The 13,018-nt window shown below is 28.2% G+C and carries 14 protein-coding genes; 11 read left to right on the top strand and 3 right to left on the bottom strand.

Annotated features, from left to right (window positions below; genetic code table 11):
- Window positions 1-153: 153 nt before the first annotated feature.
- From B2671_RS06410 to B2671_RS06375, 9 genes are all read left to right on the top strand, one after another.
- Window positions 154-549: a hypothetical protein gene (locus B2671_RS06410; protein ID WP_346869660.1), complete on the top strand. Its 396-nt coding sequence runs from the start codon at window positions 154-156 to the stop codon at window positions 547-549.
- Between the two features lie 217 nt (window positions 550-766).
- Entirely contained in the window at window positions 767-928 is a 162-nt protein-coding gene (locus B2671_RS17575; RefSeq protein ID WP_414632620.1) for a GNAT family N-acetyltransferase, read from the top strand.
- Window positions 929-1,417: 489 nt separating this feature from the next.
- Complete coding sequence (locus B2671_RS06405) at window positions 1,418-1,621, top strand: hypothetical protein (RefSeq protein WP_346869659.1); 204 nt, start codon at window positions 1,418-1,420, stop codon at window positions 1,619-1,621.
- A 447-nt stretch (window positions 1,622-2,068) separates the two neighbouring features.
- Complete coding sequence (locus B2671_RS06400; protein ID WP_346869658.1) at window positions 2,069-4,147, top strand: efflux RND transporter permease subunit; 2,079 nt, start codon at window positions 2,069-2,071, stop codon at window positions 4,145-4,147.
- A gap of 2 nt (window positions 4,148-4,149) precedes the next feature.
- On the top strand, window positions 4,150-6,114 hold the full coding sequence (locus B2671_RS06395; RefSeq protein ID WP_346869657.1) for a hypothetical protein: 1,965 nt from the start codon (window positions 4,150-4,152) through the stop codon (window positions 6,112-6,114).
- A gap of 190 nt (window positions 6,115-6,304) precedes the next feature.
- Window positions 6,305-6,838: a putative ABC transporter permease gene (locus tag B2671_RS06390; protein WP_346869656.1), complete on the top strand. Its 534-nt coding sequence runs from the start codon at window positions 6,305-6,307 to the stop codon at window positions 6,836-6,838.
- 249 nt (window positions 6,839-7,087) lie between these two features.
- Window positions 7,088-7,351 (top strand): DUF2087 domain-containing protein, encoded by a 264-nt coding sequence (locus B2671_RS06385; RefSeq protein WP_346869662.1) that lies wholly within the window; start codon window positions 7,088-7,090, stop codon window positions 7,349-7,351.
- Window positions 7,352-7,424: 73 nt separating this feature from the next.
- Window positions 7,425-8,195, top strand: a complete 771-nt coding sequence (locus B2671_RS06380) for a DUF2087 domain-containing protein (RefSeq protein WP_346869661.1) — start codon at window positions 7,425-7,427, stop codon at window positions 8,193-8,195.
- 175 nt (window positions 8,196-8,370) lie between these two features.
- On the top strand, window positions 8,371-8,583 hold the full coding sequence (locus B2671_RS06375) for a hypothetical protein (protein ID WP_346869655.1): 213 nt from the start codon (window positions 8,371-8,373) through the stop codon (window positions 8,581-8,583).
- Between the two features lie 66 nt (window positions 8,584-8,649).
- On the opposite strand, the gene B2671_RS06370 is transcribed toward B2671_RS06375, so the two are convergent.
- Both B2671_RS06370 and B2671_RS06365 read right to left on the bottom strand, forming a co-directional pair.
- Complete coding sequence (locus tag B2671_RS06370) at window positions 8,650-9,390, bottom strand: TIGR03915 family putative DNA repair protein (RefSeq protein ID WP_346869654.1); 741 nt, start codon at window positions 9,388-9,390, stop codon at window positions 8,650-8,652.
- A gap of 30 nt (window positions 9,391-9,420) precedes the next feature.
- A complete protein-coding gene (locus B2671_RS06365) occupies window positions 9,421-10,818 on the bottom strand; it encodes a putative DNA modification/repair radical SAM protein (protein ID WP_346869653.1) in 1,398 nt (465 codons plus the stop codon).
- 162 nt (window positions 10,819-10,980) lie between these two features.
- On the opposite strand from B2671_RS06365, the gene B2671_RS06360 reads away from it, so the two are divergent.
- A complete protein-coding gene (locus B2671_RS06360; protein ID WP_346869652.1) occupies window positions 10,981-11,358 on the top strand; it encodes a hypothetical protein in 378 nt (125 codons plus the stop codon).
- 88 nt (window positions 11,359-11,446) lie between these two features.
- On the top strand, window positions 11,447-12,163 hold the full coding sequence (locus tag B2671_RS06355; protein ID WP_346869651.1) for an EcsC family protein: 717 nt from the start codon (window positions 11,447-11,449) through the stop codon (window positions 12,161-12,163).
- Window positions 12,164-12,280: 117 nt separating this feature from the next.
- Here the strand turns inward: B2671_RS06355 and B2671_RS06350 are convergent, their stop codons facing one another.
- Window positions 12,281-12,682: a hypothetical protein gene (locus tag B2671_RS06350; RefSeq protein ID WP_346869650.1), complete on the bottom strand. Its 402-nt coding sequence runs from the start codon at window positions 12,680-12,682 to the stop codon at window positions 12,281-12,283.
- Between the last annotated feature and the right edge of the window lie 336 nt (window positions 12,683-13,018).

The following is a 13,018-nucleotide window of genomic DNA, read 5'->3' as shown; positions in this document are numbered from 1 at the left end:
ATTTATATAGGAAACTATTTAAATATTTAAATAGTTGTTTTATTCATGCGGGTTTGGAGGAATTAAGATTATAGGTGATGTGATTAAAGGGGTATATAAAAGATACAATTTGATAGATTTTAACAAATATGATATAATGATTAAGAAAGAAAAATGAAATATGTAAGAAAGGTTAAAGAGGTAAGAACAGCAAATAATTTTAATAGATACAAGAAATTAATAGGGAAATTAGACAATTTAGAAGTAAGAATATGGTATAATAAACGTGATAAAAATATTATTAATGAAATAGATAAATCATTATCAATAAAAGAACAAGCAAAGCAAGCTCACTTTTTAAGAAATAAGTATAGAGCACAAGCTAGAAAGCTAATGGCAGATAGAATGTTGGCAGAAAAATTAAGTATTAATAATTCTAATCTACCTTTTGAGTATTATGAAAATAAATATTTAAATCAAGGATATAATGATAATGAACTTTATGAAAAGATAATAGCAGCATCTACAAGAACAAATAAAATGGTAAATGTAGCATTAGGAATTGCTTAGTGATTCTAAAAGTGCTACTATCATATTTTCAAGATGAATTTTTAAATTAGCTAAACTAAAAATGTTTTAATTATAAAATAAATTCATATAATTTACAATAGTGAAATTAAGGGCAGTAGACTAATGAAAGTCTTACTAGCCTTATTTTTATTTATTTTAAATTTAGTATAAAATCGATTATGAGAATAATAGGAAATATACAAAAATATACAAAAATATGTTAATCAAGCGGTGGGAGTTAGGTTATGTTTTTAATCCTAAATTTTATGAACAAAGATATGCCACAGAAGCTTGTGGGAGAATATTAAAATATGGGTTTGAGGAGAAGAAAGCTCATAGAATAGTGGCAAGGGTAAATGTAAAGAATGAATCTTCATAGAAGCTTTTGGAGAGATTATACATGAGAAGAGAGGTACATATGCTTCAAGATATGTTTTTCAAGAGAACTCTAGATGGAGAACCTATATGGAATGATTCCTATAGATATGGGATACTTTATGAAGAATATAGATAAAAATAATTTATCTTTGTAAATAATGTATTATTTTCAGGTTCGCATTGATATATATAGTTTATAGAGAGAATATAGGAGATGAAAAAATGAAAAAAGTATTGTTGATTATAATGTGTTTAGGTATTGCCGTTACTTCCATGGTAGGATGCAATAAGTCTATTAAAAACTCTAACAAAGATGAAAGCAATGAAACTCAAATTGAGGAGCCAGTAGAANNAAGATAATAATGTAAACATAGATATAAGAGATACTGCCATACAAGTTCAAAGTTCACAAGTAGAAAGTGAAGAATTAAAAGGAGAAAAAGTATTTGCAGTAGGAGTTGTATCTTCAATAGATTCTTTAGGAGATAATATGGACAAAGCTAATTTCATAATCACACAAGATGAAGGAGAAGAGGCCAAGTCTTATGTAGTTACATGGGAATTAGGAAAACTTAATTTTAAAAGTTTAAAAATATCAGACGGAGATGTAGTTAGGATTTATGGGGTATTAGAAGGGAAAAATGAAAAAGGTATGCCAATAATTAAATCTTCTCTTATAGATTTAGCAATGTAGTGTATGCAAATAGCAAGAAATTAATTCTTGCTATTTTTATTTTACAAATGAAATAGATTTTAAAAGTAAGTATCTGTTGTTACAAAATATTAACAAGTAAATATTTTGTTAATGTACTTTTTCCTTTTAATGAAGATATCTACATATATGAAACAAAGGTTCAATTTTCAGAAAATTTCAATGAAATCAGAATGACGATTATCAATGGGGATAAAGAGTAAAGTTAATTTTTATTGAAGGAATATAGGATTAGAGATTCATTATTGTAAAAATATTACTTTTAAAATAGATGATGCTATGAAAAGTGAAGATAAATTAAGATAATATGCTATGAAAACGTTTTAAAGTGTGAAAAATCCAAGAAATTTAAGGCAAGTGACAATTGATGAAACTGACTGGTCGGTATAAAATTGAGAGATATTAAGGAAAGGGAGATGGACATGAACTATGACAAATATATCTAAGAAGATAGCTGAGAGTAGAGTTATAATTTTAGTTTTAGCATTTTTATTACTTATTCCATCTGTATTAGGGTTTATTAAGACTAAAATCAATTACGATATACTAAGCTACTTACCAGATGATTTAGAAACTGTAAGGGCAGAAGAGATTCTAAAAAGAGATTTTGATTGTGGATCACTTAGTATGCTGATAGTAGAAGGTATGGAAGATAAGGATGTAGTAAAAATAAAGGAAAAGGTGGAAAAAATTCAAGGAGTACAAAAGGTATTGTGGATAAATGATGTTTTAGATTCACCAATTCCTAAGGATATACTTCCTAGTAGCATACAAGATGTATTTTATGCTAAGGGTTCAACTATGATGGTAATAATGTTAGAGGAAGGTAGTGCTAATATTATTACACAAAATGCTGTAGAAGATATAAGAAAGGTTGCTGGAGAACAAAGCTTTCTAAGTGGGATGGCTGGAATAGTTAAAGATACTAAGGACTTATCAGATAAGGAAACTCCATTTTATGTATTAATAGCAGTAGTATTATCTTTAATAGTTCTAGCACTGACTATGGATTCAGTGGTAATACCAGTTATATTCTTAGGGAGTATAGGAATTGCAGTAATTTATAATATGGGAAGTAATATTATTTTTGGAGAGATATCCTATATAACTAAAGCTCTATCAGCAATATTGCAACTTGGAGTAACTATGGATTACTCAATTTTCTTACTTCACAGATATGATGAAGAAAGAGAAGTTCAAAAGGACAAAGTAATAGCTATGGCAAATGCTATAGCAAATACAATGACTTCTGTAGCAGGAAGCTCGTTAACTACAATAGCTGGATTTTTAGCTCTTTGTACAATGGATTTAGCTCTTGGTAAAGATATAGGACTGGTTATGGCTAAAGGAGTACTTCTTGGAGTTATATGTACAGTAACTATTTTACCTGCTTTAATTCTTACATTTGATAGAGTTATTCATAAATATAAACATAAAACTTTACTACCAACCTTTGAGAAGACTTCTGAATTTGTGGTAAAGCACCATAAAGCTTTTGTGATAATAGGAATTTTAGTATTTATCCCTGCGTTTATAGGTAAGATTAATGCTAAAGTATATTACAATTTAGATGAGTCTCTTCCAAAGGATTTACCATCAATAGTAGGCACTAATAAGTTGAAGAACGACTATGGAATGACATCTACAAACATGATTTTGATTAAAGATACCTTAGATAACTATAAAGTTAAAGCTATGGCTGATGAACTAGAACAGGTAGAGGGAGTATCCTCAGTAATTGCCCTAGAGAAAATATTAGGACCAAGGGTACCTGAGAGTTTTGTACCAAAAGATTTATTAGAAAAGATAAGATCAGGAGGTTATGAGCTTTTTGTAGTAAACTCAGAATATAAAGCAGCAACAGATGAGGTAAAGGAACAACTTGTAAAAATAAATGACATAGTAAAAAAATATGATTCTGATGGATTAGTAAGTGGAGAAGCTCCGTTGACTAATGACTTAATCAAAATTTCGGATATAGATTTTAAAAATGTTAGTATAGCATCTATAGTAGCTATATTTATAATTATAGCACTAGTATTTATGTCATTAAGTTTGCCGATAATTTTGGTTATTGCTATTGAGCTTGCTATATTTATAAATTTAGGTATTCCTTTCTATACAGGAAGTGTAATTCCTTTCATAGCTTCAATAGTGATAGGAACAATACAATTAGGTGCTACAGTGGATTATGCTATATTATTAACCTCTAGATTTAAAGAAGAACTTGAGATTTCATCAAACAAAATGGATGCTATGAGAATAGCTGTTCAAAGCTCGGCTAGATCAATTATTACTAGCGCTTTGACATTCTTTGGGGCTACAGCTGGAGTTGGCATTATATCTAAACTGGAAATGGTAAGTTCTCTATGTACATTAATGGCTAGAGGAGCAATAATTAGTATGTTTGTAATCTTATTTGTATTACCAGGAATTCTGTTAATTAGTGACAAAGTTATAATAAAAACAAGTAAAAATTTTATAAAAAAAGGTGAGGAGGCTGCATAAAAATGAGAAGAAAAGCATTATCAAAGAGGGTTATAGTATTAGCTACAGTAGCAGCTATGATGACTTCTACAGTGGCAATGGCGCAAGAAATAAATAAGGATGAAACGGTATATGTAATTTTAGATAGTAATGGAAAACCAGAACAAAAGATAGTATCGACTTGGATAAATGGTGAAGAAAATCTAGGAGAATTTAAGGACAAGTGTAATTTAGATAATATAAAAAATGTTAAGGGTGAAGAAACTCCAACTATAAGTGGAGAGGAACTAACTTGGAAGGTAGATGGAAAAGATCTTTATTATGAAGGAGAAAGTAAGAGAGAATTACCTTTATCAGTTAGTCTAAACTATGAGATTAATGGAAAAAAAGTAGAGCCTAAGGAAGCTTTAGGACAATCAGGTAATTTTAAAATAACTTTAACAGTAAAAAATAATGAATCACGAACAGTTAAAATCAATGGAGAAAATAGAACTTTGTATGTTCCTTTTGTCACAGTTTCAGAAATTATGTTATCTAATGATAAATTTAATGACGTAAAGGTGGATAATGGTAAGCTTATTCAAGATGGCAATAATTCCTCAATTACCTTTGTTTCTGCACCAGGATTAAAAGAGTCTTTAAATTTAGGAAGTATATTAGATATTAAAGATACTTTAGTAATAGAAGGAACAACTACAAACTTTAGTGTACCAGCTATTATGATGGTTGCAACTACAGAAGCACTAGATTTAGAAAATATTAGTGATGATGATAGTTTAGATAGCTTGAAAGATTCCCTTGTTCAACTTCAAAATGGTGGGGATGAATTGTTAGAAGGTTCTAAAAAGCTAGTAGATGGTCAAGAGCAGTTAAGTTCCAACTATGCTAAATTTAATGATGGAGTAGGAACTTTAAAAAATGGAGTTGATGATTTAAGTAATGGAATAGACAGCTTATCTAATAATACTCCTACTTTAAAATCTGGAGCTGATAAGCTACAAAATGGACTTTCACAATTAAAGGATGCTCAAGGACAATTTTCTAAAGGAATAGAAACTTATGAAGACAATGCTTCTAAATTATTTACAGCGTATAATTCCATAGATAAAGGGATAAATTCATGTTTAACTGGTTCAACAAAGCTAAAAGAAGGATTAGATTCAGGTAATGAAGGTTTAACAAATCTCAATAATTCTACAGCAAATTTAGATACTATAGCAGCTCAATTAGATGCAATGGGTGATTCAGTTGCAAAGGTTAATCCTGAATTAGCAAATAATATTGCAAAGGCAAGTGGTGGAATTAAAGCTGTATCTCAGGGACAAAAGGATGGCATAGGAAAACTACAACAAGGAATGAAAGGTGCTTCTATTGGTGCAGGTGACCTTGAAGAAGGATTAAATGAATTATCTAAGGGTTCAAATGAGTTTAAAAATAAAGGGGAACTTTTATTACAAGGTACTAACACTTTAAAGGAAAGTTCAGTAAAACTTAATGGAGCTTCAGAAGAGTTGTATAATGGAAGTACATCACTATCTCAAGGAATTGGTTCTTTAGTAAATGGTACTAATAAGTTAAGAGCTGGAGGTTCATCATTATTAAATGGAAGTAATGAACTATATGATAATTCAGGGAAATTATTAAAAGGTATAAATCAATTAAAAGAAGGCAATACAGAACTTTATAAGGGTGTTGTAAAATTAAAAGAAGAAGGCTTAGATAAGCTTAATGAAAAAGGTAATACTGCTATAAAGGATATCCAGGGGGTAGTTGAAGCCAAGGATGAGCTTGTAAAACTTTCTAAGGAATATGGTGCTTTTTCAGGTATGAATAATTCTATGAATGGAAAAGTTAAATTTATTATGAGAACAGAGGAAGTTAAAGCAGAGGCAGATAATAAAGAAGATGAAGAGAAGGGCGTAGTAAAAGAAGAAGTTAAAGAGGAAAAAGGTTTCTTTAAAAGCTTATTAGATATATTTAAAAAATAGATTTAAGTATAATAATATTAAAGATAAGAGAGGTTCTTAAGAACCTCTTTTNNGAAAATATATTATCAGTACTAACTAATAATATGTTTTTTAAATGAAAGATTATTAAGAAAAAATTTAACAATAATGTAGAAAAACTTAGAATAAATTCATAAATGTAGGTAAAAATACTACCGAAGGAGGAGTATTTATGGATATTGTAAGTTTTTTATTATATTTTACATTTAATTTCTTTTTCTATGGATTTGTAGGGTGGATAATTGAGAATTTGTTTTGCTATTGTATTAGAGGTCACTTTCAAAAGGATGGGTTTCTAAGTGGACCATTTAAACCTATGTATGCCATAGCTATGAGCATTTTAGTAGTAATAGAATCTACTTTTAAAATTAATGTTTATTATTTAATACCATTATGTTTTATAATTCCAACTATTGTGGAGTATGTAACCGGAATAATAATGAGAAATCATTTTAACAAAAAATATTGGGACTATACTGATGTTAAGTATAATTTTAAGGGAATAATATGTTTAGAGTTCTCTATAGCTTGGACTTTATTAAGCTTTATTGGAGTAAAGTATTTACAGGTAGTAATAAATCAAGCATATGAAATAATTTATCCAATATGGCCAATTTGTTCTACGATTTTATTAATAATTTTACTTATTGATGAGGTTATTACTTTTAAAGAATTTAGAGAAAAGGGAAAAATTATTCAAAATTAAATTAAGACATAGTAGTAGAATAAGGTATATATTTATAAAGTATTATATAAACAGGTAGTTAGTATAACTGCCTGTTTATTTTTCAATAAATCCTAATAATAGTTTATTAAATCTATAATATGAAAGTGTAAATTCAAACAAAATTATAATATATCTATAAATACATAGACAAAATCTTAAATGTATTATATAGTTGTATTATAGAATAATTGAATAATGTTTGATCAAGGGGGTATTATAGTGGAAAATATGGATAGATTTATTGATGATGAAGGTAGAATAAAAATATGGCCAAAGAAGAAAGAAGTAAAGATTGAGATTCTAAAGTATTTAGCTACTAAGTTTAAGTATGACTATTTATATAGTGAGAAGGAAGTTAATGATATTATTAAAAAATGGCATACTTTTGAAGATTATTTCTTGCTACGCAGGAGTTTAATAGATTATAAATTTTTATGTAGAAAAAAGGATGGATCAGAATATTGGAGAAATAGTGAGGAAACCCATGAATAATAAAACAGATGTAAAAAAAAGTAATATAAAGAGTGTTGATACAGAAAATAAAGGTATTGAAAATAATAGAGTAATAGAAGTAAAATCTAATGAAATATTCTGGAATTCAACCGTGGAAGAGCTTAAAATGGGATATATTCAAGAAGGAGATACTATTAAATGTTTAATTTGTGGTAGAACATTCCAGAATGGAAAAGTATATAGAATAGATGAAGAATTTTATGAATCATGGAAAGCAGCACAGCTTCACATTCAGAATGCCCATAATTCCATGTTGGAATATCTACTAAATATGAATGGGATTTTTACTGGAATCACAGATGTACAGAGGGAAGTATTAAAGCTTTTTGCAGAAGGTATATCAGATAAAGAAATAGCCAGTAGATTAGGAGTTGCAACTTCTACTATAAGAAATCATCGATATAAGTTAAGAGAAAAAGAAAAGCAGGCAAAGCTATATTTAGCAATGATGGAATTATTAAATGAAAGTACTAATAAGAAGATAAACAAATTAGAAGAGGGAATTATTTGTGATGCTCATAAGACTGCTACTACCTTAGATGATAGATTTAATATAACTACTGAAGAAAAGCTTCAAGTTATACAAAATTATATTAATGAAGATGGTAGTTTGAAAAGATATCCATCTAAGGAAAAGAAAAAGATTATAGTTTTAGAGCAAATAACAAAAAATTTTACTATAGGAAAAACTTATCCAGAGAAAGAAATAAATAGAATATTGGCTAGGATATATGAAGACTACACCACTGTAAGAAGAGCATTAATTGAATATGGATTTTTAAGCAGATCTAATGATTGTAAAAAATATTGGGTGAAAGAATAAAATACTATAAGTGTTAATACTTTAAATTAAATTGAAGGAAAAATAGTATTTATATAGAATATACATTATTAGTAGATTACAGTATAAACTTAAATAAAGTAGATTTTAATTAGTAATTTATAGAAAGGAAATGGTATAGAAAATTTATATAAATTTATCTATACTGGGTGACAATATGAAAATAGAATTAGATGATAAAAATATACTTTATGTATTAGATAGTATTCATGGTAAATATATAAGCACAAAGTTATATTTTAAGGAGCATACCAATGAAATAGATAAAATAGGTATGACTACTCCTGAAGAATTAAAAGACTTATATAATGATTTACTTGAACAAGTACATGCTCAAGGAGAATACAAATTTTTAGAAAAGATAAAGTAATGGAAGGTAGAGTTCCTATTGCATAGAAATAAGGTCATATACAAAGGGGAAACTTTGTATATGACCTTATTTTAATTCAGGTAAGTGATTCCAATATCTGATAGGCATACTTCTACGTGTTAATTTAAGATTTTCTCGTTCCTTTATATTTATAGAATTGTAGAATTCTTTCCAAAGGCTTTCAAAATTATCATTGAGAGAGGACGCTTCTAGATATTCACCATTAGCTTTAGAAAAAGATGAGATAATACCGTCTTTTTTATTATATATTAAAGCAAGCTCTCTCTTTATATCATGAATTATAAAATTTTGGTCAGAAAATCTTTCTATAAAATGAGTCTGAATAAGGGGAAGAATATTATGATCAGGCTCTATAACTGAGTAAAAGGTAAAGGGAGCTATTTCTTTAAATCTAACAAATCCAGTAAATCTATGGGCTTCTAAAGAAACTCTTCTGCAATATTTATCTACAGTTAAGATAATGTCATTATTTTTAGCTAAATTAATGCTATCTCCAAATTTGTAACATAGTTTAATGTATTTAAATATTAAATCCTCAGAGGAGGGGAGAGCACTTAAATACAAATAGTATACATTTTTAAGTGTTAAGTAACTAAGGTTATCTTTTATACTAGAATATACTCTATTAAATTTGTCTTCTTCAGTAGTTATTTCTTCTGTTGTTGTGATTAAGCTAGGAACATATGAGGAAGAAATGGTAATTTTCACATCCTCTTTATAACTATAGGCATAGAAAATTGTAGTTAAAAGTCCCTCAAAGGAACCATCGTATAAAAATTCTTTCATGTTGTAACACCACCTATAACTTTATTATATTTATAGTTCTCCAGTTATATAGGAACCTCTATCCTCTAGAAGTAAAGTTTTATCTAAGGGGTTTATATCATCTTGGGAGGATGAAGATAATAGAAGTTTATTATATTGATTATCTAAAATTGGTATAGAACTGTTATTATAGTTAAAGTCAAGAAAGCTTAATTGTTCATACCTTTCATTTTCAATATAGTTTAAGTCAATTTTAGGTTTTAGCACAGATCTTACTTTTTCTTCATCTAAGGCCACAGAACCGTAATACTTACCTTTACATACTATAAAGTATTGAGCTCGTTTTAAAACAACTCCTAATTTTTTTAAATCCTGAAAAGTAAGAAAACCAATTCTTCGAGCACTAATTATCTTTTTAGCACCTCTAATACCTATACCAGGTATCCGAATTAATAGTTCATAGGAAGCTGTATTAATTTCTAAAGGAAAAATATGAAGATTATTTAGAGCCCAATTAGTTTTAGGATCAAAATTTATATCAAAATTTGGATTTTGTTTATTAAGAAGTTCTTCAGCTTTAAAACCATATACCCGTAGTAACCAATCTCCTTGATAAAGTCTATGTTCTCTAAGGGTAGGCGGGGTTTTAAAATTGGGTAAATTCTTACCATTATTTACTGGAATGTAGGCTGAATAATAGACTCTTTTTAGTAAGAAGTTATTATAGAGATTTTCTGTAAGATTTAAAATGTCTAAATCATCTTCTTTGGTTGCGCCCACAATTAATTGAGTGCTTTGACCACCAGGTACAAATAAAGTAGCTTTTTTAGATAACTTTCTCTCTCCATTACTTATAATTATATTGTTTTTTATGGATTTCATAGGAGTAAATATATCCTGTTTATTTTTTTCAGGGGCTAGAAGTTTTAGGGAATTATTAGAAGGAAGCTCAATATTAACGCTCATTCTATCTACATATTGGCCAGCTTCTTTTATTAGATCTTCATCAGCTCCTGGAATAGCTTTAAGATGAATATATCCACGAAAGTTAAAATTATTTCTTAGCTTTTTTACAACTGATGTTAATAGTTCCATAGTGTAATTAGGATTTTTAATTACTGCTGAGCTTAAAAATAATCCTTCAATATAGTTTCTTCTATAAAAGTTCATAGTTAAGTTTATCACTTCATCTACGGTAAAGGCAGCTCTTTCTACATCATTAGTTCGCCTATTAATGCAATAGGCACAGTCGTATATGCAGTAATTAGTTAATAAAATTTTAAAAAGAGATATACATCTTCCATCTGGAGTAAAGGAATGACATATACCACTAGGAGCAGAAGAACCTAAAGCACCTTTGATTCCTCGACGATTAGAACCTGATGAGGAGCATGATACATCATATTTTGCTGCCCCACTTAATATTCTAAGCTTTTCACTAATCTCCATTGAAAATCACCTTCTACAATAAAATAAATACCTTATACAAGAATTATAACAGAACATTTGTTCGTGGTCAATAAAATAAAATTTATTTTTATGTAATATAGTGTGACTTATTTGAAGCATCATACATAACATAAAATATAGCAAGAATTATGGAGTTATTAAATGAGCAATTGTAAAGATAACTATAATTGTAAGGATAAATGTGATTGCAATGATGATTGCAACTATGATTGTAAATATGATTGCAATTATGAGTGCGATTGTGATTGTGATTCCACTGACGGTGGAGTAGGTGGAGTTGTTGATGCGAAGGAAGTTAGATGTCAAAGAAAGGAAGATAGACTATTAATATTAATATTAATACTTCTTTATTGTCAAAATGTATATACAAACTCTCAATACTATAGATGTATTAATAGTCAAATGCTAAATTACATGATGTGCTCAAATCGTCAGTTAATGTGTACAATTTTATGTATGTCACAGAACTTAGTAGATAGCATAGTAGATTGTTGTGCTAACCAAAGAAAGCGTAAATAAGAGCAGAGTAATCTGCTCTTTTACAATTGGTTAAAAATATATGAATTGTGATAAAATAAAGTATATATTTAAGAAATAAGGTGATGAGATGGATATGTACGAAGATATAATATATGGAGAGCTAATGGAGTGGAAAAGAGAAATGATGAGGAAACCCACTATTGGGAATAAGCTTTCTAAGAATATACAAGATAAAATGAACGGATTTATTCCGGAAAAATTTCATGTTATGGTTACAGAAGTTATAAAGAATATGGTTAAAGTAGTTATTTTAGGGTCTGAATATACTACATTGGAACCTATAACATATATGCCTATAATAGAGAGAGAAATGTTAGTAAAGGAAAAGATTCAATTATATAGAAAGATAGCAACAGTAAGTGGAGCTAGCACAGGATTTGGTGGGTTTTTTATAGGGTTAGCTGATTTTCCTATTTTGTTAAGTATAAAAATTAAGCTTCTATATGAGATTGCTAGTATATACGGTTATGACACAAAAGATTATAGAGAAAGATTACACCTTCTTTACATATTTCAAATTGCTTTCTGCAGTGATAAAAGAAGAATAGAAGTATTTCACATATTAAATAATTGGAAATCATATTCAGATAAGTTGCCTTTGGATAAAGAGAACTTTGATTGGAGGATCTTTCAACAGGAGTATAGGGATTATATAGATTTAGCTAAGTTTTTTCAGCTTGTACCAGTTATAGGAGGAGCAGTAGGAGCTGTAGCTAATTATAAGTTAGTAGAAAAGCTAGGTGATACTGCTATGAATGGATATAGATTAAGGTATTTTCATTAGAATAGTAAAGTTTATAATTCTAATTTCAATATAATATTTAAGAGAATACCTCTTAAATATTATATTGTTGTAGAATAGTTTAAATTAAATAAAATAAAAAAAGTCGGAATGTGAAGTCTAATCTACATCCCAACTTATTTTAAAACTCCCGCTATGATCTCCTTCAACCTGTATTTTGTATTTTCCATCATGAGGTATGACTATAGTTTGAATTAAAGAATTATCTATGTTTTCGATTTTATATAATGTGTGGTCATCCTCATCAATTAGTAATATAGCCAAGTTTCCACCTTCATTTTCAACCTTTATATTAAGAGTTAACTGGTCATCCATGTCTAACTTAAGAATTTTGTATTTATAACCCTTAAAGCTTTTGTAAGTCATTTCTATAGAGCTCTTTGAAGAGTATTCCTTAGATTTACTAGTTTTGTAGTTGCCATCAGTGGTTGAACATTTGTTGAGTAGCACTATAACAATTAATATACATAGGAGTAGTAGGAGTTTAGTTTTTTTAACCATAAATAACCTCCACATACACATCTAATATATTTATATAAAAATAATAAAGAATTATGCCTAAATTACATATAAATTATTATTTTAAATTTTCAACAGAGCTATTTACTAAAAGTGTATAATACACTTTAAAAGCAACATATGTACTATATGTTATATATATAAACTATAGTATATATAGACAAGATAATATATAATTTAATATGAATACAAACTTGTATTGATATTAAATGTGAATAAAATGGAGGTTTTTAATGATTAATGAAAAAAAAGAAATAACTAAAAAGGGAAATAAAAAGAAAAGCAACTTTTTATCTGGGCTTATGTTTTTAGTAGTTT

Source organism: Clostridium sp. UBA5119 (genome assembly GCF_002414285.1).
Lineage (GTDB): Bacteria > Bacillota > Clostridia > Clostridiales > Clostridiaceae > Clostridium_J > Clostridium_J sulfidigenes.
The sequence above is the reverse complement of the archived record's forward strand: the minus strand, read 5'-3'. Positions and strand labels throughout refer to the sequence as shown.